The organism is Pseudomonas delhiensis, from assembly GCF_900187975.1.
Lineage (GTDB): Bacteria > Pseudomonadota > Gammaproteobacteria > Pseudomonadales > Pseudomonadaceae > Pseudomonas > Pseudomonas delhiensis.
In genome coordinates, this window is the sequence record NZ_FZPC01000010.1 from 1 (window position 1) to 22,029 (window position 22,029).

General features: G+C 67.9%; 21 protein-coding genes. 13 read left to right on the plus strand and 8 right to left on the minus strand.

Annotated features, from left to right (window positions below; genetic code table 11):
- Nucleotides 1-145: 145 nt before the first annotated feature.
- Complete coding sequence (gene mltF, locus CHC02_RS10530) at nt 146-1,615, minus strand: membrane-bound lytic murein transglycosylase MltF (protein ID WP_089391422.1); 1,470 nt, start codon at nt 1,613-1,615, stop codon at nt 146-148.
- A gap of 316 nt (nt 1,616-1,931) precedes the next feature.
- On the opposite strand from mltF, the gene purL reads away from it, so the two are divergent.
- The 3 genes from purL to CHC02_RS10545 all read left to right on the plus strand — a co-directional run bounded on the left by purL (nt 1,932) and on the right by CHC02_RS10545 (nt 6,914).
- Nucleotides 1,932-5,828 carry a phosphoribosylformylglycinamidine synthase gene (gene purL, locus CHC02_RS10535; protein WP_089391423.1) on the plus strand — a complete coding sequence of 1,299 codons (3,897 nt, stop codon included), beginning with the start codon at nt 1,932-1,934 and terminating at the stop codon, nt 5,826-5,828.
- Nucleotides 5,829-6,268: 440 nt separating this feature from the next.
- Nucleotides 6,269-6,406: a CDGSH iron-sulfur domain-containing protein gene (locus CHC02_RS30525; RefSeq protein WP_244160899.1), complete on the plus strand. Its 138-nt coding sequence runs from the start codon at nt 6,269-6,271 to the stop codon at nt 6,404-6,406.
- A gap of 190 nt (nt 6,407-6,596) precedes the next feature.
- Nucleotides 6,597-6,914, plus strand: a complete 318-nt coding sequence (locus CHC02_RS10545) for a YqfO family protein (RefSeq protein WP_089391424.1) — start codon at nt 6,597-6,599, stop codon at nt 6,912-6,914.
- Nucleotides 6,915-6,965: 51 nt separating this feature from the next.
- Here CHC02_RS10545 and CHC02_RS10550 read toward each other — a convergent pair whose 3' ends face one another.
- A complete protein-coding gene (locus CHC02_RS10550; RefSeq protein WP_089391425.1) occupies nt 6,966-7,466 on the minus strand; it encodes a L,D-transpeptidase family protein in 501 nt (166 codons plus the stop codon).
- A 59-nt stretch (nt 7,467-7,525) separates the two neighbouring features.
- Nucleotides 7,526-8,080 (minus strand): NUDIX hydrolase, encoded by a 555-nt coding sequence (locus CHC02_RS10555; RefSeq protein WP_089391586.1) that lies wholly within the window; start codon nt 8,078-8,080, stop codon nt 7,526-7,528.
- 137 nt (nt 8,081-8,217) lie between these two features.
- Between CHC02_RS10555 and CHC02_RS10560 the strand changes: the two genes are divergently transcribed.
- The 5 genes from CHC02_RS10560 to CHC02_RS10580 are packed head-to-tail and all read left to right on the plus strand — an operon-like array spanning nt 8,218 to nt 11,511.
- On the plus strand, nt 8,218-8,814 hold the full coding sequence (locus CHC02_RS10560; RefSeq protein ID WP_089391426.1) for a CoA pyrophosphatase: 597 nt from the start codon (nt 8,218-8,220) through the stop codon (nt 8,812-8,814).
- Between the two features lie 39 nt (nt 8,815-8,853).
- On the plus strand, nt 8,854-9,378 hold the full coding sequence (locus CHC02_RS10565; RefSeq protein WP_089391427.1) for a gamma carbonic anhydrase family protein: 525 nt from the start codon (nt 8,854-8,856) through the stop codon (nt 9,376-9,378).
- Nucleotides 9,375-9,563 carry a DUF1289 domain-containing protein gene (locus CHC02_RS10570; protein ID WP_089391428.1) on the plus strand — a complete coding sequence of 63 codons (189 nt, stop codon included), beginning with the start codon at nt 9,375-9,377 and terminating at the stop codon, nt 9,561-9,563. Before CHC02_RS10565 ends, CHC02_RS10570 begins: the two co-directional genes overlap by 4 nt.
- Before the next feature lie 38 nt (nt 9,564-9,601).
- A complete protein-coding gene (gene purT / locus CHC02_RS10575; RefSeq protein WP_089391429.1) occupies nt 9,602-10,783 on the plus strand; it encodes a formate-dependent phosphoribosylglycinamide formyltransferase in 1,182 nt (393 codons plus the stop codon).
- Nucleotides 10,780-11,511, plus strand: a complete 732-nt coding sequence (locus CHC02_RS10580) for an SGNH/GDSL hydrolase family protein (protein ID WP_089391430.1) — start codon at nt 10,780-10,782, stop codon at nt 11,509-11,511. The genes purT and CHC02_RS10580 overlap by 4 nt, the downstream gene beginning before the upstream one ends.
- 213 nt (nt 11,512-11,724) lie before the next feature.
- On the opposite strand, the gene CHC02_RS10585 is transcribed toward CHC02_RS10580, so the two are convergent.
- The 3 genes from CHC02_RS10585 to CHC02_RS10595 all read right to left on the minus strand — a co-directional run bounded on the left by CHC02_RS10585 (nt 11,725) and on the right by CHC02_RS10595 (nt 15,443).
- Nucleotides 11,725-13,026 (minus strand): MFS transporter, encoded by a 1,302-nt coding sequence (locus CHC02_RS10585; protein ID WP_089391431.1) that lies wholly within the window; start codon nt 13,024-13,026, stop codon nt 11,725-11,727.
- Between the two features lie 269 nt (nt 13,027-13,295).
- Nucleotides 13,296-14,594, minus strand: a complete 1,299-nt coding sequence (locus CHC02_RS10590) for an HlyC/CorC family transporter (RefSeq protein ID WP_089391432.1) — start codon at nt 14,592-14,594, stop codon at nt 13,296-13,298.
- A 48-nt stretch (nt 14,595-14,642) separates the two neighbouring features.
- Nucleotides 14,643-15,443 carry a cytochrome C assembly family protein gene (locus CHC02_RS10595; RefSeq protein ID WP_089391433.1) on the minus strand — a complete coding sequence of 267 codons (801 nt, stop codon included), beginning with the start codon at nt 15,441-15,443 and terminating at the stop codon, nt 14,643-14,645.
- Between the two features lie 192 nt (nt 15,444-15,635).
- Here CHC02_RS10595 and ffh point away from each other — a divergent pair, with 192 nt between their 5' ends.
- The 5 genes from ffh (at nt 15,636) to rplS (ending at nt 19,101) form a co-directional block, all read left to right on the plus strand.
- Nucleotides 15,636-17,009, plus strand: coding sequence for a signal recognition particle protein (gene ffh, locus CHC02_RS10600; RefSeq protein WP_089391434.1), 1,374 nt, complete (start codon nt 15,636-15,638; stop codon nt 17,007-17,009).
- A 142-nt stretch (nt 17,010-17,151) separates the two neighbouring features.
- Nucleotides 17,152-17,400, plus strand: coding sequence for a 30S ribosomal protein S16 (rpsP, locus tag CHC02_RS10605; RefSeq protein ID WP_089391435.1), 249 nt, complete (start codon nt 17,152-17,154; stop codon nt 17,398-17,400).
- 5 nt (nt 17,401-17,405) lie between these two features.
- Complete coding sequence (gene rimM, locus CHC02_RS10610) at nt 17,406-17,939, plus strand: ribosome maturation factor RimM (protein WP_425262380.1); 534 nt, start codon at nt 17,406-17,408, stop codon at nt 17,937-17,939.
- A gap of 24 nt (nt 17,940-17,963) precedes the next feature.
- Complete coding sequence (trmD, locus tag CHC02_RS10615; protein ID WP_089391436.1) at nt 17,964-18,707, plus strand: tRNA (guanosine(37)-N1)-methyltransferase TrmD; 744 nt, start codon at nt 17,964-17,966, stop codon at nt 18,705-18,707.
- A 43-nt stretch (nt 18,708-18,750) separates the two neighbouring features.
- Nucleotides 18,751-19,101 carry a 50S ribosomal protein L19 gene (rplS, locus tag CHC02_RS10620; RefSeq protein ID WP_089391437.1) on the plus strand — a complete coding sequence of 117 codons (351 nt, stop codon included), beginning with the start codon at nt 18,751-18,753 and terminating at the stop codon, nt 19,099-19,101.
- A gap of 229 nt (nt 19,102-19,330) precedes the next feature.
- On the opposite strand, the gene CHC02_RS10625 is transcribed toward rplS, so the two are convergent.
- Together CHC02_RS10625 and CHC02_RS10630 are read right to left on the minus strand one after the other, a co-directional pair.
- Nucleotides 19,331-20,005, minus strand: coding sequence for a cyclic di-GMP-binding domain-containing protein, MshE-related (locus tag CHC02_RS10625; protein ID WP_089391438.1), 675 nt, complete (start codon nt 20,003-20,005; stop codon nt 19,331-19,333).
- A gap of 123 nt (nt 20,006-20,128) precedes the next feature.
- Nucleotides 20,129-21,952: a cation:proton antiporter gene (locus CHC02_RS10630; RefSeq protein ID WP_089391439.1), complete on the minus strand. Its 1,824-nt coding sequence runs from the start codon at nt 21,950-21,952 to the stop codon at nt 20,129-20,131.
- Nucleotides 21,953-22,029 lie beyond the last annotated feature (77 nt).

A 22,029-nucleotide genomic window follows, 5' to 3' on the forward strand; every position in this document is an offset into this window, starting at 1 on the left:
ATGCTTTTTCATGGCCTCACCCTCACTGTCGCTGGCCTCTTAGAATGCCACCGTGGCGCCTCGACGCCTCGGTGAGGGTGAGTCCATCCAATTACAGTTCCAGGGGGGGAATGGTCGTAGGGCTCCGTCCGCGATGCTCTGCGCTTCAGAGCTTCTCGTCAGGCTCTTCGCTGGGCCGGGTCTTGTTCACCCCGGGCAGGTGCAGGCCGCTTTCGGCCAGTTGGCCGCCTTCGAGCTGCGGCTGGGTCACCCAGGTGAGGATGTCGTAGTAGCGCCGCACGTTCTGCACGAAGTGCACGGTCTCGCCGCCGCGCGCGTAGCCGTAGCGGGTCTTGCGGAACCACTGCTTCTGCGCCAGGCGCGGCAGCATCTTCTTCACGTCCAGCCACTTGTCCGGGTTCAGGCCTTCCTGCTGGGCCAGCTTGCGGGCGTCCTCGAGGTGGGCGCTGCCGATGTTGTAGGAGGCCAGGGCGAACCAGCTGCGGTCCGGTTCCTTGATGCTGTCCGGCAGTTCGTCGCGGATCTGGTCGAAGTACTTGCCGCCGCCCTGGATGCTCTGCTTGGCGTCCAGGCGGTTGGACACGCCCATGGCCCTGGCGGTGCGGTTGGTCAGCATCATCAGGCCGCGCACGCCGGTCTTGGAGGTGGCGTCGGGCTGCCACATGGATTCCTGGTAGCCGATGGCGGCGAGCAGGCGCCAGTCCATCTTCAGCGTCTGGGCGATCTGCTTGAAGTGCGTTTCGTAGCGCGGCAGGCGCTGCTGCAGGTGCTGGGCGAAGGTGTAGGCGCCGACGTAGCCGAGCACGTCGACGTGGCCGTAGTAGCGGTCCTTCAGGTGCTGCAGGGTGCCGTCCTGCTTGACCTTGTCGAGGAACCTGTTGACCTCGGCGTACAGGCTGTCGTCCGTCCCGCCGGGCAGGGCCCAGGCCAGGCCGCGGGCGTCGCCGAGGTCGAAGGCCACGCGCACGTTGGGGAAGTAGACCTGGTTCATCGCCAGCTCGTTGGAGTCGATCAGCGTCAGGTCGATGTCGCCGACGTCCACCATGCGCAGCAGGTCGACCATCTCGTCGGCGTCGGACTCCTTGTACTCCAGCTTCGGGTACTTCTTCTTCAGCTCGGCCAGCTGCATGGCGTGGCTGCTGCCCTTGAGCACCACGATGCGCTTGCCGACCAGGTCGTCCGGGCGGGTGGGGCGCGGGTCGCCGTTGCGATAGACCACCTGGGGGGTGACGTCCAGGTAGGAGTGCGAGAAGCGCACGGAGGTCTCCCGCTCGCCGCCGGGGGTGAGGCCGGCGGCCGCCAGGTCGGGGCCGCCGGATTGGCCGAGCTTGCTGTAGAGGTCGTCGAGGTTGTCGGCGGTCTCCATCTGCAGCTTCACGCCCAGGTGATCGGCGAAGCGCTTGGCCAGCTCGTATTCGAAGCCGGTCTCGCCGTTGCGATCCTGGAAGTAGGTGGCCGGGCTGTTGCGGGTTATCACCCGCAGCACTCCGTCCTTCTGCACCCGCTCCAGGGCTGTCGGGGCTTTCGCCTCGCTACAGCCGGAGAGCAGCAGAAAGATACAGGTCGCCAGGATCCATACGGCGGAGCGCACGCGTGACGGGTTCAGGGCAAACATCGGCGCAGTATACGCCAAGGTCGCGGAGCCCAATATCTGGACAGCCCGGGGTATCTCTGCTAGCGGCTTCGTTTCAGACGCCGAGCCAGACGCCGGTCAGGGGCCCCGGGGCGCGCCGTCCGCGGGGCGTGCGGCGGCCCCGCTCGAAAGCGTTCGAAGATGAATGGCGCCGCTCCCCCGCCCAATGGCAGAAAGCCCTCGCCGTCGGCCGAGCTGCAGGTGCCGCCGGGGCACGCTTTACGGTAGAATGCACGGCCTCTGCGGGCCGGCCCTCCCGGCCCTGCGAATTCCCCTGTCTCCAGAGGCTGTTCCGACAATGCTGATCCTGCGCGGCGCTCCCGCCCTTTCCGCCTTCCGCCACGGCAAACTGCTCGACCTGCTCACCCGGCAGGTACCCGCTGTCACCGGGCTGTACGCCGAGTTTGCGCATTTCGCCGAGGTCAGTGGCGTGCTGACCGCCGATGAGGAACAGGTGCTCGGCCGGCTGCTGAAGTACGGCCCGAGCGTGCCGGTGCAGGAGCCCCGCGGCCGCCTGTTCCTGGTGGTGCCGCGCTTCGGCACCATCTCGCCGTGGTCGAGCAAGGCCACCGACATCGCCCACAACTGCGGCCTGGCGAAGCTCGAGCGCATCGAGCGCGGCATCGCCTACTACGTCGCCGGCGAGCTGTCCGAGGCCGATGCCGCGCAGGTCGCCGCGCGCCTGCATGACCGCATGACGCAACTGGTGCTGGCGAACATGGAAGAGGCCGCCGGCCTGTTCAGCCACGCCCAGCCCAAGCCACTGACCGTGGTCGACATCCTCGGCGGCGGCCGCGCCGCGCTGGAAAAGGCCAACCTCGACCTGGGCCTGGCCCTGGCCGAGGACGAGATCGACTACCTGGTGAAGAGCTTCGTCGAGCTGGGCCGCAACCCCCACGACGTCGAGCTGATGATGTTCGCCCAGGCCAACTCCGAGCACTGCCGCCACAAGATCTTCAACGCCAGTTGGGACATCGACGGCCAGGCCCAGGACAAGAGCCTGTTCGGCATGATCAAGAACACCTTCGAGATGCATCGTGAAGGCGTGCTGTCCGCGTACAAGGACAACGCCGCGGTGATGACCGGCTCGGTCGCCGGGCGCTTCTACCCCGACCCGCAGACCCGCCAGTACGGCGCCAGCGAACAGCCGGTGCACATCCTGATGAAGGTCGAGACGCACAACCATCCGACCGCCATCGCCCCCTTCCCCGGCGCCTCCACCGGCTCCGGCGGCGAGATCCGCGACGAAGGCGCCACCGGCCGCGGCGCCAAGCCCAAGGCCGGCCTGGTCGGCTTCACCGTCTCCAACCTGAACATCCCCGGCTACGAGCAGCCCTGGGAAGTGCCCTACGGCAAGCCCGAGCGCATCGTCACCGCGCTGGACATCATGATCGAGGGCCCGCTGGGCGGCGCCGCGTTCAACAACGAGTTCGGCCGCCCCAACCTGACCGGCTACTTCCGTACCTTCGAGCAGGCCATCGCCACCCCCCGCGGCGAGGAAGTGCGCGGCTACCACAAGCCGATCATGATCGCCGGCGGCCTGGGCAACATCCGCGAAGACCACGTGCAGAAGGGCGAGATCTCGGTCGGCGCCAAACTGATCGTGCTCGGCGGCCCGGCCATGCTCATCGGCCTGGGCGGCGGCGCCGCCTCGTCCATGGCCACCGGCGCCAGCGCTGCCGACCTGGACTTCGCCTCGGTGCAGCGCGAGAACCCGGAAATGGAACGCCGCTGCCAGGAGGTCATCGACCGCTGCTGGCAGCTGGGCGAGCAGAACCCGATCAAGTTCATCCACGACGTCGGCGCCGGCGGCATCTCCAACGCCCTGCCGGAGCTGATCAACGACGGCGGCCGCGGCGGCCGCTTCGAACTGCGCGCGGTGCCCAACGACGAGCCGGGCATGAGCCCGCTGGAAATCTGGTGCAACGAATCCCAGGAGCGCTACGTGCTCTCGGTCGACGCCGCCGACTTCGAGACCTTCAAGGCCATCTGCGAGCGCGAGCGCTGCCCGTTCGCGGTGGTCGGCGAGGCCACCGAGGAAAAACACCTGACCGTCGCCGACAGCCACTTCGGCAACAAGCCGGTGGACATGCCGCTCGACGTGCTGCTCGGCAAGCCGCCGCGCATGCACCGCTCGGTCAGCCGTGAAGCGGAGGTCGGCGACGACTTCAGCGCCGCCGCCCTGGACCTGGGCGAAGCCACCGAGCGCGTGCTGCGCCACCCGGCCGTGGCCAGCAAGAACTTCCTGATCACCATCGGCGACCGCACCATCACCGGCCTGGTGGCCCGCGACCAGTTGGTCGGCCCCTGGCAGGTGCCGGTGGCCGACTGCGCCGTCACCGCCACCAGCTTCGACGTCTACACCGGCGAAGCCATGGCCATGGGCGAGCGCACCCCGCTGGCCCTGCTCGACGCCCCGGCCTCGGGCCGCATGGCCATCGGCGAGACCATCACCAACCTGGCCGCCGCGCCCATCGCCAGGATCGCCGACATCAAGCTGTCCGCCAACTGGATGGCCGCCGCCGGCCACCCGGGCGAGGACGCGCGCCTGTACGACACCGTCAAGGCGGTGGGCATGGAGCTGTGCCCGGCGCTGGGCATCACCATCCCGGTGGGCAAGGACTCCATGTCCATGAAGACCCGCTGGCAGGATGGCGAGGTGGAGAAGAGCGTCACCGCGCCCATGTCGCTGATCATCTCCGGCTTCGCCCCGGTCACCGACGTGCGCCGCACCCTCACCCCGCAACTGCGCCTGGACAAGGGCGAGACCGACCTGATCCTGATCGACCTGGGCCGCGGCAAGAACCGCCTGGGCGGCTCGATCCTGGCGCAGACCTACGGCAAGCTCGGCCAGCAGGCCCCGGACGTCGACGACGCCGAGGACCTCAAGGCCTTCTTCGCGGTGATCCAGGGCCTCAACGCCGACGGCCACCTGCTGGCCTACCACGACCGTTCCGACGGCGGCTTGCTGGCCGCCGCCCTGGAAATGGCCTTCGCCGGCCACTGCGGCCTGGCCCTGCGCCTCGACGACCTGGCCTCCAGCCGCGAGGAACTCAATGCCGCGCTGTTCAGCGAAGAGCTGGGCGCGATCATCCAGGTCCGCGAAGCGGCCACCCCGGAAGTGCTGGCGCAGTTCAGCGCCGCCGGCCTGGGCGACTGCGTGGCGGTGATCGGCCAGCCGGTCAACGGCGACGCCATCGAGCTGGGCTTCAACGGCGAGCCGGTCTATAGCGCCGAGCGCCGCCTGCTGCAGCGCATCTGGAGCGAGACCAGCTACCAGATCCAGCGCCTGCGCGACAACGCCGACTGCGCCGACGAGGAATTCGACGGCCTGCTGGCCGAGGACAACCCCGGCCTGTCCGCCAAGCTCAGCTTCGACGTCAACGACGACATCGCCGCGCCCTACATCAGGAAGGGCGTGCGCCCGCAGGTGGCGATCCTCCGCGAGCAGGGCGTCAACGGCCAGGTGGAAATGGCCGCGGCCTTCGACCGCGCCGGCTTCGCCGCGGTGGACGTGCATATGAGCGACATCCTCGCCGGCCGCGTCAGCCTGGAAGACTTCAAGGGCCTGGTGGCCTGCGGCGGCTTCTCCTACGGCGACGTGCTCGGCGCCGGCGAAGGCTGGGCCAAGTCGATCCTGTTCAACGCCCGTGCCCGCGACGGCTTCCAGGCCTTCTTCGAGCGCAAGGACAGCTTCGCCCTGGGCGTGTGCAACGGTTGCCAGATGATGTCCAACCTGCACGAGCTGATCCCCGGCACCGAGTTCTGGCCGCACTTCGTGCGCAACCGCTCCGAGCAGTTCGAGGCGCGCGTGGCCGTGGTCCAGGTGCAGGAGTCGCAGTCGATCTTCCTGCAGGGCATGGCCGGTTCGCGCCTGCCCATCGCCATCGCCCACGGCGAAGGCCATGCGGAATACGAGAGCGAAGAGGCCCTACTGGAGTCCGACCTGTCCGGCTGCGTGGCGCTGCGCTTCGTCGACAACCACGGCAAGGTCACCGAGACCTACCCGGCCAACCCCAACGGCTCGCCGCGCGGCATCACCGGCCTGACCAGCCGCGACGGCCGCGTGACCATCATGATGCCGCACCCGGAGCGGGTGTTCCGCGCCGTGCAGAACTCCTGGCGCCCGGACGAGTGGCAGGAAGACGGCGGCTGGATGCGCATGTTCCGCAATGCCCGCGTCTGGGTGGGCTGAGTTCGAGCCCGGGACGGGAACAGGGGAAGGCTTCGGCCTTCCCCTTTTTCGTTGTGGCGCCGTTTCTCCCGGGTCGATGGCGCGTGGGGCGGGCCATCGCGGACGGAGTCCGCTCCTACGGGGGAGTGGCGTGGGTGGGGATGGCGTAGGGCGCATAACGCCTAAAGCGTTATCCGCCATTTTTCATCGGGCTTCGGTGCATTGGCCGGCGGCGGATAACCGCGAACGGTTATGCGCCCTACGGTCGAGCGCGGGTGTAGGAGCGGACTCCGTCCGCGATAATCACTGCTACGGGAATCCTGGAAGAGGAGGGGGCATTGGCCGAGTCGGAGATACTTCCCGAAGTCCGCCACGTGGAGGCCGGCCAGGCTCTGCGCCTGTGCCGTTGCGGCCGTTCGCCGACACTGCCGGATTGCCCGGCGGACTGCGCCCGGGCGCTGGTGTGGGTCGCGCCGCGCGAGCAGTTCCTGCTGCTCTGCCGCTGCGGCCGTTCGGCCGACCTGCCTTACTGCGATGGCAGCCACGCGCCCCCCACCGAAGGTTGGGCTGGGCGCTGGCGGCGCTTTATCGGAAAGTGATTTCGACTGAATCTGCACTCCATCACGTTTTACAAATCTTGGGAATTTTCCTCCAGAACGTGAAGGCAATCGCGCTGTCGAAATTTGCCGAGCATGACCGTCGAGTCAATGGAGGCAAAATGCCACCACCTGTGGCAGCATTCGCTCCTCGACTCCCCACCCGGTCCCGTTTTCCGCCACGGAGCGTCCGATGTACAAACTCTGCTTCTATGTTCCCGAGACTCACCTGGAGACGGTGAAGAAAGCGGTGTTCGCCGCAGGTGCAGGACGCATCGGTGCCTATGACAGTTGCTGCTGGCAGGCCCTCGGCCAGGGCCAGTTCCGCCCGCTGCAGGGCAGCAATCCCTTCCTCGGCGCGGCCGGCCTGCTCGAGCAGGTGGCCGAGTGGAAGGTGGAGATGGTGGTGGCCGACGAGCTGATCCACGACTCGGTCAAGGCGCTCAAGGCCGCGCACCCCTACGAGACACCGGCCTTCGAAGTGTGGCGGCTGTCGGACATGGTGTTCTAGCCGCCGCGGACATTAAAAAAGGCGCCCTCGGGCGCCTTTTCCGTTCTCCGCTCAGGGGCGGATCTCGATCAGCGTGCCGTCCTTGACCAGGCTCCAGACCTCCCGCATGTCCGGGTTGGTCATGGCGATGCAGCCGTTGGTCCAGTCCAGGGTGGAGAAGTACCACTCCGGGTACTCGTCGCTCAGCGGGGTGCCGTGGATCATGATCATGCCGCCGGGCGACAGGCCCTTCTCGCGGGCGCGCACCACGTCGCGGGCATTGGGGTAGGAGATGTGCATGGACAGGTTGAACTTGTCGCTGGTCTTGCGCCAGTCGATCCAGTAGAAGCCTTCCGGCGTGCGGTTGTCGCCCTCGGCCAGCTTGGTGCCGCGCGGGCTCTTGCCCAGGGAGATGCGGTAGCTCTTGAGGATCTTGCCGTTGCTCAGCAGGTGCAGCTTGTGCTCGGACTTGAGCACCAGCACCTTGTCGATGCGGCCTTCCAGGGTCGGCGTCGCATTGGCCTGCGAGAAGGCGGCAAAGGTCAGGCACAGAAAGGCAAGCAGCCAGCGCATGGAAAGACGATCCCCCGGATGTTCGATAAAGCGCCGCGATGCACGGCCCTGCAAAGTGTTCAGGTCTTCTTGTGGTGGCCCGGCATGGGTGCTATGGCCTCGTTGCGCACCGGGAAGTCCTGCCTCTGCCGGTCGCTGAAGTAGCATTCTAAGGTACGGCCCACGGTGGGGAAAGCCAGCTCCGACCAGGGAATCGCCGATTCTTCGAACAGGCCCACCTCCAGGCTTTCCTCGCCGGCGGCGAAGTCCAGGTCGGCCAGCTCGGCGCGGAAGAACATGTACACCTGGCTGATGTGCGGCAGGTCGAACAGGGTATAGAGCTGCAACTGGCGGACGCGGGCGCAGGCTTCCTCCAGCGTCTCGCGGGCGGCGGCCTGCTCGAGGGTCTCGCCGTTCTCCATGAAGCCCGCCGGCAGCGTCCAGAAGCCCTGGCGCGGGGCGATGGCGCGGCGGCACAGGAGGATGCGCCCCTCCCACACTGGCAGGCAGCCTGCGACGATGCGCGGGTTCTGGTAATGCACCGTCTGGCACTGGTCGCAGACATAGCGTGGCCGGTTGTCGCCGCTGGGGATGCGCAGGCTCACGCTGGCGCCGCACTGACTGCAGAATTTCATGCACTTTCCCTGGGAATCGATCTTGCCATCTTGCTCGCCGGAAGGCCCGCGCAGCAAGGGGGTGGGGCTTGGGGCGAGGCCGCCTTTCATGCCATGATTCCATAATTGAGCGAATGCCTTACACGCAGGATGTCCGCATGCTGGACGAGCTGCGCCGGCGTATCACGGCGCACACCCCACAGGACCTGAACAGCGAGCAGCGCTTCCCCGAAGCGGCGGTGCTGCTGCCCATCACCCCCAGCGAGGAGCTGGTGCTGACCCTGCGCGCCACCGGCTTGTCCACCCACAGCGGCGAGGTGGCCTTCCCCGGCGGGCGGCGCGACCCCGAGGACGTCGACCTGATCCACACCGCCCTGCGCGAGGCCGAGGAGGAGATCGCCCTGCCGCCGAGCCTGGTGGAGGTGGTCGGGCCGCTGAGCACCCTGGTCTCGCGCCACGGCATCAAGGTGACGCCGTTCGTCGGTTTCGTACCCGACTTCGTCGAGTACACCCCCAACGATGGCGAGATCGCCGCGGTGTTCAAGGTGCCGCTGGAGTTCTTCCGCGGCGACCCGCGGGAAATGACCCACCGCATCGACTACTTCGGGCGCAGCTGGTACGTGCCCAGCTACCGCTTCGGTGAGTACAAGATCTGGGGCCTGTCGGCGATCATGGTCGTCGAGCTGGTCAACCTGCTGTTCGATGAGCCCATCGACCTGCACCAAGCGCCGCCGCAATTCATCAAGCTCAGCTGAGCGGCGCGGTACGACAACAAGATGCCTGAGGAGCCACCGATGAAATACCGCCTGGGCGATGCCCGAGTCGAAACCCACCCCGACAGCTGGATCGCGCCGAACGCCGCGGTGATCGGCAAGGTGCGCCTGGACGCCGGCGCCAGCGTCTGGTTCAACGCCGTGCTGCGGGGCGACAACGAGCTGATCCACATCGGCGAGAACAGCAACGTCCAGGACGGCACCGTGATGCACACCGACATGGGCTTCCCGCTGAACATCGGCAAGGGCGTGACCATCGGCCACAACGTCATGCTGCACGGCTGCACGGTGGACGACTACAGCCTGATCGGCATCAACGCCGTGGTGCTCAACGGCGCGAAGATCGGCAAGTACTGCATCATCGGCGCCAACTCGCTGATCCCCGAGGGCAAGGTGATCCCCGACGGCTCGCTGGTCATGGGCTCGCCCGGCAAGGTGGTGCGCGAGCTGACCGAGCAGCAGAAGAAGATGCTCGAGGCCAGCGCCGCCCACTACGTGCACAACGCCCAGCGCTACGCCCGCGACCTGGTCGAGCAGGAAGCATGAGCCAGGAACGCCCGGTGGCCTCGCCCTGCGTCTACGTCTGCACCCTGGACGAGCAGGACCTGTGCATCGGCTGCCAGCGCACGGCGGACGAGATCACCCGCTGGGGCCGCATGGACAACGACGAGCGCCGCGAGGTGCTGCGCCAGTGCCACGAGCGCGCCCGCGAACAGGGCGTGCTGCTCTAGCGCGCCGACAGAACATCCCCTTCCCGAGGTTGCACGCAATGCCCCGTATTGGAACCCCCCTGTCGCCCACGGCGACCCGCGTACTGCTCTGTGGCTCCGGCGAGCTGGGCAAGGAAGTGGTGATCGAACTGCAACGCCTGGGCTGCGAAGTGATCGCCTGCGACCGCTACGCCGACGCTCCGGCCATGCAGGTGGCGCACCGCAGCCACGTGCTGAGCATGCTCGACGGCGCCGCCCTGCGCGCGGTGATCGAGCAGGAGAAGCCGCACTACATAGTCCCGGAGATCGAGGCCATCGCCACCGCCACCCTGGTCGAGCTGGAGGCCGAAGGCTACACCGTGGTGCCCAGCGCCCGCGCCGCGCAGCTGACCATGAACCGCGAGGGCATCCGCCGCCTGGCCGCCGAGGAGCTGGGCCTGCCCACCTCGCCGTACCACTTCGCCGACAGCTACGAGGACTATGCCGCCGGCGTCGCCGCCGTGGGCTACCCCTGCGTGGTCAAGCCGATCATGAGTTCCTCGGGCAAGGGCCAGAGCGTGCTCAAGTCCGACGCCGACCTCAAGGCCGCCTGGGACTACGCCCAGGAAGGCGGCCGCGCCGGCAAGGGGCGGGTCATCGTCGAAGGCTTCATCGACTTCGACTACGAGATCACCCTGCTCACCGTGCGCCACGTCGGCGGCACCACCTTCTGCGCGCCCATCGGCCACCGCCAGGTGAAGGGCGACTACCACGAGTCCTGGCAGCCTCAGGCCATGAGCCCGAAGGCCCTGGCCGAGTCGGAGCGGGTGGCCAGGGCGGTCACCGAGGCCCTGGGCGGCCGCGGCCTGTTCGGCGTCGAGCTGTTCGTCAAGGGCGACCAGGTGTGGTTCAGCGAAGTCTCGCCGCGCCCCCACGACACCGGCCTGGTCACCCTGATCTCCCAGGACCTCTCCGAGTTCGCCCTGCACGCGCGGGCCATCCTCGGCCTGCCGATCCCGGCGATCCGCCAGTTCGGGCCCTCGGCCTCGGCGGTGATCCTGGTGGAAGGCGAGTCGCGGCAGGTCAGCTTCGGCAACCTGGGCGCCGCGCTGACCGAGCCGGACAGCGCCCTGCGCCTGTTCGGCAAGCCGGAAGTCTCCGGCCAGCGGCGCATGGGCGTGGCCCTGGCGCGCGCCGAGTCCGTCGAGGAAGCGCGGGCCAAGGCCACCCGTTCGGCCGAGGCGGTGGTCATCGAGCTGTGAACCGCCTGGCGGGGCTGGCCTGGTGGGCGGCGGCGCTGCCGCTGATGCCGCTGGCCCTGCCACTGGCCGTGCGCACCCGGCGCACGGCCCTGCGCCTGGCGCCGGCGGCCGGTTCCCGCGAGGGGCTGGCCGGCGCCGAACTTCCCGGCGAACCGCTGCGGCTGCTGTTGCTCGGCGAGTCGACCGTCGCCGGCGTCGGCGCCTCCTGCCTGGATTTCGCCCTGGCCGGCCGCCTGGCTATTGCCCTGGCGGCGCGACTGCAGCGGCCGGTGGCCTGGCGGGCGTTGGGGGAGAACGGCATCACCGCGAGCGAAGCCTGCGAGCGCCTGCTGCCGCTGGCCGACGGGCGCTACGACCTGGTGGCGCTGGTCTTCGGCGTCAACGACACCACCCATTTCAGTTCCAGCGAGCGCTGGCAGGCATCCATCGCCCGCCTGGTCGGGCATTTCCAGGCCGGCGGCGCGCGGGTGGTGTGCACCGCCGTGCCGCCGCTGCGGCATTTCAGCGCCTTGCCCTGGCTGTTGCGGCAATTGCTGGGCTGGCGTGCGGCCTTGCTGGACCGCCAACTGCGGACATTGGTCACCGCCGAAGGTGCCGGTTATTGCGCGGTGGGGTTGGAGATGCAGCCGCAGTACCTGGCCATCGATGGCTATCACCCGTCGGCGCTGGGCTACCAGGTGTGGGGCGAACATCTGGCGGACTGGCTGGTGGCCGCGGACCGCGCCTGATGCCGGATCGCGGATGGAATCCGCTCCTACAGGTCCCCGGGAGACACGGTATTCCTTCCCCGTAGGAGCGGACCTTGTCCGCGATAGCCGGAGGTTCCGGCGCGATTCGCGGATGAGATCCGCTCCTACGATGGTATTTCCGCTGCTCTTGTAGGAGCGGGCCCTGCCCGCGATTCGCGCGCAGGGCGCGCTCCTACAGGGGATCGCCGCCGATCAGAGCTCCTGCTCCCGCGTCTCGTGCAGGCACAGCACCGCGATCAGGCTCAGCGCCGCCGCCACCGACACGTAGCCGCCGACCCAGCCCAGCCCGCCCATGCCCACCAGCTTCTGGGCGATGTAGGGCGCCACCGAGGCGCCGAGGATGCCGCCCAGGTTGTAGGCCGCCGAGGCGCCGGTGTAGCGCACGCGGGTGGGGAAGAGTTCCGGCAGCAGGGCGCCCATGGGGGCGAAGGTCACGCCCATGAGGAACAGCTCCAGGGCCAGGAAGGCCGCCACTTCCACCGACGAGCCCTGGCTCAGCAGCGGCTGCATGGTGAAGCCGGAGAGGATGGCGGCGACGCAGCCGACGATCAGCACCGGGCGGCGCCCGTAGCGGTCGCTCAGCCAGGCGGAGATGGGCGTGGCTGCGGCCATGAACAGCACGGCGAAGCACAGCAGGCCGAGGAACTGCTCGCGGCTGTAGCCCAGGCTGGTCACCCCGTAGCTCAGCGAGAACACCGTGGAGATATAGAAGAGGGCGTAGCACACCACCATGGCCAGGGCGCCCAGCAGCACCGGGCGCCAGTGGTGGGCGAACAGCTCGGCGATCGGCAGGCTGGAGCGTTCCTGGCGCGCCATGGCCTTGGCGAACACCGGGGTTTCCGCCAGCTTCAGGCGCACGTAGAGGCCGACGATCACCAGCAGCGCGCTGAGGATGAAGGGAATGCGCCAGCCCCAGGCGCGGAACTGCTCCTCGCTGAGGGCCATGGCCAGGCCGAGGAACAGGCCGTTGGCGGCGAGGAAGCCGATCGACGGGCCCATCTGCGGGAACATGCCGAACCAGGCGCGGCGGTGCCTGGGCGCGTTCTCCGTGGCCAGCAGCGCGGCGCCGCCCCATTCCCCGCCCAGCCCCAGGCCCTGGCCGAAGCGCAGCAGGCAGAGCAGCGCCGGGGCCCAGGCGCCGATGCTGTCGTAGCCCGGCAGTAGGCCGATCAGGGTGGTGGACAGGCCCATCAGCAGCAGCGAGGCGACCAGCGTCGACTTGCGCCCGATGCGGTCGCCGAAGTGGCCGAACAGCGCCGAGCCCAGCGGCCGGGCGAGGAAGGCGATGCCGAAGGTGATGAAAGCGCTGAGCATCTGCGCGGTGCCCGAGGTCTGCGGGAAGAACACCGGGCCTATCACCAGGGCGGCGGCGGTGGCGTAGACGTAGAAGTCGTAGAACTCGATGGCGGTGCCGATGAAGCTGGCGACCGCGACCCGCGCGGTGGAGTTGGCGGGTTGCTGTTCGGCGGCAGCGGCAAGGCTGGCGGTGGTCATGGGATGTCCCTGTCAGTCATGGCCGGCACGGCTCTGCGGGCGTGTCCGGCGGCGATGGATGCGTCGCCCGTGCGCGAGGCGGGAAGCGCCACCCGGGTAGGGGCCGGCGCGGGAGCCTCGCGGCGGGTCGGGGCGAGGCCGGGCGCAGGCACGGGGCCGGGCTCGGGCTGGCGGGCGGTCGACTGGCGCCGGGCGTTGCGCGGGTAGCGCAGGCCCTGGCGCGGGATGCTGGGTAAGCAGGGGGCGATTATAGGGCGCGGGCCGGCCGCTCAGGCAAGCCCGCCTGCGCTGCCCGGCGCCGGCGCGGCGGCGCGCCCGGTGAGCCAGACGCGCACGCTCTTCACGCGGTTCTCGCCGGACTGCAGGATTTCCAGGCGGTAGGGGCCGATGCGCAGGCACACCGGGCAGTCGGGAATCTGCTCCAGCGCCTCGGTGACCAGGCCGTTGAGGGTTTTCGGGCCTTCGCTGGGCAACTGCCAGCCGAGGGCGCGGTTGAGCTCGCGGATGTTCGCCGAGCCGTCGATCACGTAGGTGCCGTCGGCCTGGGGATGGATGTCCGGGTTGCGCAGGGCGTCGGCGTTGCTGAACTCGCCGACGATCTCCTCGAGGATGTCTTCCAGGGTGATGATGCCGATCACCTCGCCGTACTCGTCGACGACGATGCCGATGCGCCGCTTCTGCTTCTGGAAGTTGATCAACTGGGTGGCCAGCGGCGTGCTCTCGGGGATGAAGTAGGGCTCCAGGCAGGCCGCGCGCAGGCTGTCCTTGGTCAACTGGTTGTGCGTCAGCAGGCGGGCGATCTGGCGCATGTGGACGATGCCCTCGACCTGGTTGATGTCGTTGCGGAACACCGGCAGGCGCGTGTGGGTGGTGTTGCGCAGCTGGCCGATGATGCTCTCCACGTCATCGTCCAGGTCGATGCCCTGCACCTCGTTGCGCGGCACCATGAGGTCGTTCACGGTGATCTTTTCCAGGTCGAGGATGCTCAGCAGCATGTCCTGGCGGTTGGCGCTGAGCTTCTCGCTGGATTCGCTGACCACGCTGCGCAGCTCGTCGTTGTTCAGCGGCCGGCTGCGGCGCTGCGCCGGGTCCAGGCCGCACAGCCGCAGGATGCCGTTGCTCACCCCGTTCATCAGCCACAGCAGCGGGCTGAACAGGCGCTGCAGCCACAGCAGCGGCAGGCTGGCGGGGAAGGCCACGCGCTCCGGGCGCAGGGTGGCGTAGGTCTTGGGGGTGATCTCGCCGAAGATCAGCAGCACCAGGGTCAGCGCCAGGGCGGTGGGCGCCACCGCGAAGTCGCCCCACAGGCGCAGGGCCAGCACGGTGGCCAGGGACGAGGCGATGACGTTGACCAGGTTGTTGCCGATGAGGATGGTGCCCAGCAGGCGGTCGGTGCGCAGCAGCAGCCAGCTGGTGCGCCGCGCCGCGCGGTTGCCCTGCTTGGCCTGGTGGCGCAGGCGGTAGCGGTCGAGGCTGAGCACCCCGGTCTCGACGCTGGAGAAGAATGCCGAGCACAGCAGCAGGACGACCAGCAGGCCGATCAGGTAGCCGGGATGGATGTCGCCCATGCGTCGGGTTCCCTCAGCGTTCCGGGGCGCGCCCAGGCGCCGCCGGGCTCAGATGTGCAGGATGAATTCCTTGACCAGCTTGCTGCCGAAGTAGGCCAGCATCAACAGGCAGAAGCCGGCCAGGGTCCAGCGGATCGCCTTGTGCCCGCGCCAGCCGAGCTGGTGGCGGCCCCACAGCAGCACGGCGAAGACCACCCAGGCGAAGCAGGAGAGGATGGTCTTGTGCGCCAGGTGCTGGGTGAACAGGTTGTCGAGGAACAGCCAGCCGGAGACCAGCGACAGCGAGAGCAGCACCCAGCCGCCCCAGAGGAAGCCGAACAGCAGGCTTTCCATGGTCTGCAGCGGCGGGAAGTTGCGGATCAGCCCGGCCGGGTGCTTGTGCTTGAGGCGGTGGTCCTGCACCAGCAGCAGCAGGGCCTGGAACACCGCGATGGTGAGCAGGCCGTAGGCCAGCACCGAGAGCAGGATGTGCGCGAGGATGCCCGGCTGCTCGTTGATCGGCTCCAGGGTGCCGTGGGGCACCAGCACCGACAGCGCGGCGGTCAGCATGCCCAGGGGGAAGAGGAACAGCAGCAGGTTCTCCACCGGGATGCGCAGGCAGGCCAGCAGGGTCAGGGCGATCACCGCCGCGGCGATCAGGTTGGCGGCGTTGAAGAAGTCCAGCACCAGCCCGGCGTCGGTCAGCAGTTGCGGCGCCAGGCCCAGGCACTGGGCGATCAGCGCGGCCAGGCCGAGCGCCAGCAGCAGGGGTTTGTTCGGCGCGGCGCGGCGCGCCAGGCAGACACCGTGGTAGGCCGTGGCGCCCAGGTAGAGGAGGGCGGCGAGCAGGCTGGGCAGCAGAGGGTGCATAGCTTCTTGGGCGAATCCTTCGAAAGGTGCCGAGTTTGGCACAGAACGGCCGTGCCTAGAAAGCAGCCGGGAACGCTTCGCTTTCTCGCTGCGGCGGGATCATCGGCGGTGTCTGTGGCCTTCGCAGTTGGTTATAATCCCGCGCTTGCTGCCACGCCCACCCCGGCCGGCCACGGCCCGATAGGAACGCGCATGTTCGAAAACCTTACAGACCGCCTCTCGCAAACGCTGCGCCAGGTCACCGGCAAAGCCAAGCTGACCGAGGACAACATCAAGGATACGCTCCGCGAAGTGCGGATGGCCCTGCTCGAGGCCGACGTGGCCCTGCCGGTGGTCAAGGACTTCGTCAACCGCATCAAGGAGCGCGCGGTCGGCACCGAGGTGTCCAAGAGCCTGACCCCGGGCCAGGCCTTCGTGAAGATCGTCCAGGCCGAGCTGGTCGAGCTGATGGGCGCGGCCAACGAGGACCTGGCGCTCAACGCCGCGCCGCCGGCGGTCATCCTGATGGCCGGCCTGCAGGGCGCGGGCAAGACCACCACCGCCGGCAAGCTGGCGCGCTTCCTCAAGGAGCGCAAGAAGAAGTCCGTGCTGGTGGTCTCGGCGGACGTCTACCGCCCGGCGGCGATCAAGCAGCTGGAAACCCTGGCCAGCGACATCGGCGTGACCTTCTTCCCTTCCGACACCAGCCAGAAGCCGGTGGCCATCGCCGAGGCGGCGATCCGCGAGGCGAAGCTGAAGTTCATCGACGTGGTGATCGTGGATACTGCCGGTCGCCTGCATATCGACGCCGATATGATGGACGAGATCAAGCAGGTCCACGCGGCGATCCAGCCGGTGGAGACCCTGTTCGTGGTCGACGCCATGACCGGCCAGGACGCCGCCAACACCGCCAAGGCCTTCAACGACGCCCTGCCGCTGACCGGCGTGGTGCTGACCAAGGTCGACGGCGACGCCCGTGGCGGCGCCGCGCTCTCGGTGCGCGCCATCACCGGCAAGCCGATCAAGTTCCTCGGCATGGGCGAGAAGAGCGAAGCCCTCGACCCCTTCCACCCGGACCGCGTGGCCTCGCGCATCCTCGGCATGGGCGACGTGCTCAGCCTGATCGAGCAGGCCGAGCAGAACATGGACCGCGAGAAGGCCGAGAAGCTCGCGAAGAAGATCAAGAAAGGCAAGGGCTTCGACCTCGAGGACTTCCGCGACCAACTGCAGCAGATGAAGAACATGGGCGGCCTGGGCAGCCTGATGGACAAGCTGCCGATGCTCGGCGGCGTCAACCTGGCGCAGATGGGCAACGCCCAGGGCGCGGCGGAGAAGCAGTTCAAGCAGATGGAGGCGATCATCAACTCCATGACCCCCGCCGAGCGCCGCGACCCGGAAGTGATCAGCGGTTCGCGCAAGCGCCGCATCGCCCTGGGTTCGGGCACCCAGGTGCAGGACGTCGGCCGTCTCATCAAGCAGCACAAGCAGATGCAGAAGATGATGAAGAAGGTCACCGCCAAGGGCGGCATGGCCAAGATGATGCGCGGCATGGGGAGCATGTTCCCCGGCGGCATGCCGAAGATGTGAGCCGCAGGCCCGCCTGCCTGGCGGGCCGACGTGCTGCGGCTTGCGGCGCGGGGCTTTAGCTCATAGAATATGCGGCCTTTCGGGCTCCATGCCCGGGGGCTGCATTTCTTTTTTGCAAGCAAACCATAGGAACAACGTACGCATGGTAACCATTCGTCTGGCTCGTGGCGGCTCCAAGAAGCGCCCGTTCTATCACCTGACCGTGACCAACAGCCGCAACGCTCGCGACGGCCGTTTCGTCGAGCGCGTCGGTTTCTTCAACCCGATCGCCACTGGCGCCGAAGTCAAGCTCTCGGTCAACCAGGAGCGTCTGAACTACTGGCTGAGCCAGGGTGCCCAACCGTCCGAGCGCGTAGCCCAGCTGATCAAGGAAGCCGCCAAGGCTGCCTGAAGTCGATGAGCACGATGCCTGCCGCCGAGGAAATGATCGTTCTCGGCAAGATAGTTTCCGTGCATGGCATTCGTGGCGAGGTGAAGGTGTATTCCTTTACCGACCCGTTGGACAACCTGCTGGACTACCGGCGCTGGACGCTACGGCGTGGCACCGAGGTTCGACAGGCTGAACTGGTCAGTGGCCGCGTGCAGGGCAATGTCCTGGTGGCGAAGCTGAAGGGCCTGGATGATCGCGAAGTCGCCCGCACCTATGCGGATTTCGAGATCCTGGTGCCGCGCAGCGAGCTCCCGGAGCTGGACGACGGCGAGTTCTACTGGAGCCAGTTGGAAGGTCTCAAGGTGATCGATACGAACGGGCAACTGTTCGGGATACTCGACCACATGCTGGAGACCGGCGCCAACGACGTGATGGTGGTCAAGCCCTGTGCGGGCAGCCTGGACGACCGCGAGCGCCTGTTGCCCTATACGGAGCAATGCGTGCAATCGGTGGACCTGGCAGCCGGCGAGATCAGGGTGGACTGGGACGCGGATTTCTGACCCGCAGGGTAGGAGTTTCAACCCATGTGGATCGGGGTCATCAGCATCTTTCCGGAGATGTTCCGCGCCATCAGTGACTACGGCATCACCAGCCGTGCGGTGAAACAGGAGCTGATCCGGCTCGAGTGTTTCAACCCACGCAACAACACTGATGACCGTCACCAGACGGTGGACGACCGGCCCTTCGGCGGTGGTCCGGGCATGGTGATGAAGATCAGGCCGCTGGAAGGCGCACTGGGCGATGCCCGGCAAGCCGCAGGCGGACCGGCGAAGGTGATCTACCTGTCGCCGCAGGGCCGCAAGCTGACGCAGGCGGCCGTGAAGGAACTGGCGAACGAGGAACGACTGATCCTGATCGCCGGGCGTTACGAAGGCATCGACGAGCGCTTCATTGAAGAGCATGTCGATGAGGAATGGTCGATTGGCGATTATGTCCTGTCCGGGGGTGAGCTTCCGGCCATGGTGCTGATCGACGCGGTCACGCGGTTGTTGCCCGGTGCATTGGGCCACGTGGACTCCGCCGAGGAGGACTCCTTCACGGATGGCCTGCTCGACTGTCCGCACTACACCCGCCCCGAGGTGTACGCAGACAAACGTGTTCCCGAGGTGCTGCTCAGCGGCAACCACGAACACATCCGGCGCTGGCGTTTGCAGCAGTCCCTAGGCAGGACCTGGGAACGACGTGCCGATCTTCTGGATTGCCGCTCGCTTTCTGGAGAAGAGAAGAAGCTGCTGGAGGAATACATCCGCCAGCGGGACGATAGTTAACGTATCGATGGCGAGCGCCGAGCGCTTGTCTTAGGAGCACGAAATGACCAACAAGATCATTCAGCAGATCGAAGCTGAACAGATGAGCAAAGAGATTCCGGCGTTCGCCCCCGGCGACACCGTAATCGTCCAGGTGAAAGTGAAGGAAGGCGACCGTCAGCGTCTGCAGGCCTTCGAAGGCGTCGTGATCGGCAAGCGCAACCGCGGCCTGAACAGCGCGTTCACCGTTCGCAAGATCTCCAACGGCGTAGGCGTCGAGCGTACCTTCCAGACCTACAGCCCGCTGGTAGACAGCATCAGCGTCAAGCGTCGCGGCGACGTGCGCAAGGCCAAGCTGTACTACCTCCGCGAACTGTCCGGCAAGGCAGCGCGCATCAAGGAAAAACTGGTCTGAGTCCACGACTCCCAGTCGATCCGGAAAAAAGCAGCCCTCGGGCTGCTTTTTTCATGCCTGGGATTTGGTGGGAAGGTGATGGCAACCTGTAGGAGCGGGCCCTGCCCGCGATTTCGCGCGCAGGGCGCGCTCCTACAACTATGCCTCCGGAACCGTGGGGCGCGTGCGTAGGACTCCGTCCGCGATCAGGCCAACAGACGACTCCCGGTTTCCCGGCTTCCCGGCCGCCTCACGGCCGCATGCTGACGCGCAGCGAAGCCTGGGACAGGTCGATGTCCTGCAGGCTCAGGCTGCCCATGCTCTGGCTCTGCGGGGCGCCGGCGACGCGGATGTTGTCGAAGCGCATCTCGCCGATGGAGCTGGGCAGGCGCAGGCTGATGGAGCCGTCGGGGTTGACGTTGGAGGCCAGGTGCTCGGTGTCGTAGACCACGTCCTTCATCGAGGTTTCGGCCTGCAGGCTGTCCACCACCGGCAGCACCAGGCGCGCCAGCTGCTTCATGGTGCCCACGCCGTCGCCGGCCTCGGCGCTGACGAACAGGCTCTGCAGCGCCTCGTCGAAGCCCTGGGCGTTGATGCCGCTCATCTCGCTGTCGCTCAGCGGCTTCAGCCCGCGCTGCTGGTGGCTCTGGCCGATCGCAGGAGCCTGGCGCTGGATGTCCGCGCTGGCCAGTTGGAAGGGCCCGAGCAGGGCCGCCACCAGGGTGGCGGCCAGGCGCAGGTTGTTCTGCTTCTTCAGCGCCCGCCTGACCTGGCGCTCGCTGATCCAGCCCTGGGCGATCAGGGTTTCCCCCAGGCGCAGGCCGTTGCGCAACTGCAGCTGGATCGCCTGGTCCAGCTGGGCGGCGCTGATCAGGCCCTTGTTGACGAGAATCTGGCCGAGGCGGGAATTCTGGGTATTGGACATGGTGGTGGACCGCGTAGGCAAAGAATGATGGCGTGGTGCAATCATTGCTTCCGGCACGCCGCCTGTCACCCATCTTAGGATAGGCTGACGAAGGATTCGCCAGCCGATCCCGGGGCATTCCGACTATCGGTCGCCCTCCTTGCCGGCGGCGTCGGCGCCTTCCTCGATCAGCGCTATCACCAGCCAGCCCTCCCCGGGGGTCAGGGGCCGGGTGCTACTGGCCACGTGCATCCAGCCCGACGGGTCGCGGGCGAACAGCAGGGTGGCGGCGTTGCCGTACAGCGCCTGGTACCGCTCCCAGCCGAAGCTCTCGCTGAGCAGGGTGCTGCGCACCTCGGCGCCGCGGGACAGCAGGCCGGCGAACTGCGGGTAGCTCAGCTCGCGCGGGCTCAGGTTCTGCCCGCGGTGCTGGTCGCTGGCGCGGTGCTTGTCGCTGCGCCGGCTCTCCTGGCCGCTGGTCAGGCTGTAGAGGCGGGCGCCGAACTCGTGGCGGAAGCGCATGCAGGCCAGGGTGTTCAGCTCGCCCGAGGGCGACAGGGCCAGCAGGTGGCCGAGGCCGACCAGGTCCAGGTGCGCCTCGGCATGCTGCGAGGTGGGGTTGCCGAAGTAGGTGGGCAGGTTGTCCATGCGCGCGGCGCGGATGTTCTCCCAGCTGGAGTCGGTGAGCAGCACGCGGCTGCCGGCGTTCTTCAGCGCCGTGCCGATGGCCCGCGCCACCGGGTTGGCGCCGACGATGAGGAAGCCGCTGGGCGCCGGCTCCGCCACCTTCAGCAGGCGCGCCAGGGGCCGCGCGGTGGCGCTCTGCAGGACCACGGTGCCGATGATCACCAGGAAGGTCAGCGGCACCAGCAGCTGGGCCTGTTCATGGCCGGCTTCCTGCAGGCGGATGGCGAAGATCGCCGAGACCGCCGCCGCGACTATCCCGCGCGGGGCTATCCAGGCCAGCAGCGCGCGTTCGCGCCAGTCCAGCGACGAGCCGGCGCTGCTCACCAGCACGTTCAGCGGCCGCGCCACGAACTGGATCAGCGCCAGCACCAGCAGCGCCGCCGGGCCCAGGCCGAGCAGGGCGGACAGGTCCAGGCGCGCGGCGAGGACGATGAACAGGCCGGAGATCAGCAGCACGCTGAGGTTCTCCTTGAAGTGCAGGATCTGCCGCACGTCCACGCCCTTCATGTTGGCCAGGCACATGCCCATCAGCGTCACCGCCAGCAGGCCGGACTCGTGCACCGTCAGGTTGGCGCCGATGAAGATGCCCAGCACCGCCGACAGCGCGGCCAGGTTGTGCAGGTAGTCCGGCAGCCACTGGCGGCGCAGCACCTGGCCCAGGGCCAGGCCGCCGAGGATGCCGAAGGCGCTGCCGCAGGCGATCACCGCGGCGAAGGTCAGCAGGCTGTCGCGCCAGCCGCTGCCGGCGTCGCTGGCGGCGATGAAGCTGTACACCACCACCGCCAGCAGCGCGCCCAGCGGGTCGATGACGATGCCTTCCCAGCGCAGGATGTTGGCGATGGTCGCCTTCGGCCGCACCACGCGCAGCATCGGCACTATCACCGTGGGGCCGGTGACCAGGGTGAGGGTGCCGAACAGCAGCGCCATCTCCCAGCCGAAGCCCAGCAGCCAGTGCGTCGCCAGGGCGATCACGCCCCAGGTCAGCAGCGCGCCCCAGGTGACCATGCGCTGCACCACCTTGCCGATCTCGCGCCATTCGCTGAAGTGCAGGGTAAGGCTGCCCTCGAAGAGGATCAGCGCCACCGACAGCGAGACCAGGGGGAACAGCAGCGGGCCGAACAGCGCCTGCGGGTCGAGCAGGCCGAGCAGGGGGCCGGCGAGGATGCCGGACAGCAGCAGGAAGAGGATCGCCGGCAGGCGCAGGCGCCAGGCCAGCCACTGGCAGAGCAGGGCGCCGGCGCCGATGCCGCCGAGGGAAAGCAGAACGCGGGTTTCATCCATGCGTGGGGTTCCTTGACGAGGGTTTGGCTGGCCGCGGACGGCCCGCCTGTGGAAGACTAGCCGCGTCCCGACCGCTT

Coding starts and splice junctions, on each gene's coding strand:
- CHC02_RS10565 (WP_089391427.1), top strand. CDS start 8,854: ATGAAATACCGCCTGGGCGATGCCCGAGTCGAAACCCACCCCGACAGC.
- CHC02_RS10570 (WP_089391428.1), top strand. CDS start 9,375: ATGAGCCAGGAACGCCCGGTGGCCTCGCCCTGCGTCTACGTCTGCACC.
- purL (WP_089391423.1), top strand. CDS start 1,932: ATGCTGATCCTGCGCGGCGCTCCCGCCCTTTCCGCCTTCCGCCACGGC.
- CHC02_RS10630 (WP_089391439.1), bottom strand. CDS start 21,952: ATGGATGAAACCCGCGTTCTGCTTTCCCTCGGCGGCATCGGCGCCGGC.
- ffh (WP_089391434.1), top strand. CDS start 15,636: ATGTTCGAAAACCTTACAGACCGCCTCTCGCAAACGCTGCGCCAGGTC.
- CHC02_RS10595 (WP_089391433.1), bottom strand. CDS start 15,443: ATGCACCCTCTGCTGCCCAGCCTGCTCGCCGCCCTCCTCTACCTGGGC.
- CHC02_RS10585 (WP_089391431.1), bottom strand. CDS start 13,026: ATGACCACCGCCAGCCTTGCCGCTGCCGCCGAACAGCAACCCGCCAAC.
- CHC02_RS10550 (WP_089391425.1), bottom strand. CDS start 7,466: ATGCGCTGGCTGCTTGCCTTTCTGTGCCTGACCTTTGCCGCCTTCTCG.
- CHC02_RS10545 (WP_089391424.1), top strand. CDS start 6,597: ATGTACAAACTCTGCTTCTATGTTCCCGAGACTCACCTGGAGACGGTG.
- CHC02_RS10625 (WP_089391438.1), bottom strand. CDS start 20,005: ATGTCCAATACCCAGAATTCCCGCCTCGGCCAGATTCTCGTCAACAAG.
- purT (WP_089391429.1), top strand. CDS start 9,602: ATGCCCCGTATTGGAACCCCCCTGTCGCCCACGGCGACCCGCGTACTG.
- mltF (WP_089391422.1), bottom strand. CDS start 1,615: ATGTTTGCCCTGAACCCGTCACGCGTGCGCTCCGCCGTATGGATCCTG.
- CHC02_RS10555 (WP_089391586.1), bottom strand. CDS start 8,080: ATGAAATTCTGCAGTCAGTGCGGCGCCAGCGTGAGCCTGCGCATCCCC.
- rimM (WP_425262380.1), top strand. CDS start 17,406: ATGAGCACGATGCCTGCCGCCGAGGAAATGATCGTTCTCGGCAAGATA.
- CHC02_RS10590 (WP_089391432.1), bottom strand. CDS start 14,594: ATGGGCGACATCCATCCCGGCTACCTGATCGGCCTGCTGGTCGTCCTG.
- rplS (WP_089391437.1), top strand. CDS start 18,751: ATGACCAACAAGATCATTCAGCAGATCGAAGCTGAACAGATGAGCAAA.
- trmD (WP_089391436.1), top strand. CDS start 17,964: ATGTGGATCGGGGTCATCAGCATCTTTCCGGAGATGTTCCGCGCCATC.
- CHC02_RS10560 (WP_089391426.1), top strand. CDS start 8,218: ATGCTGGACGAGCTGCGCCGGCGTATCACGGCGCACACCCCACAGGAC.
- rpsP (WP_089391435.1), top strand. CDS start 17,152: ATGGTAACCATTCGTCTGGCTCGTGGCGGCTCCAAGAAGCGCCCGTTC.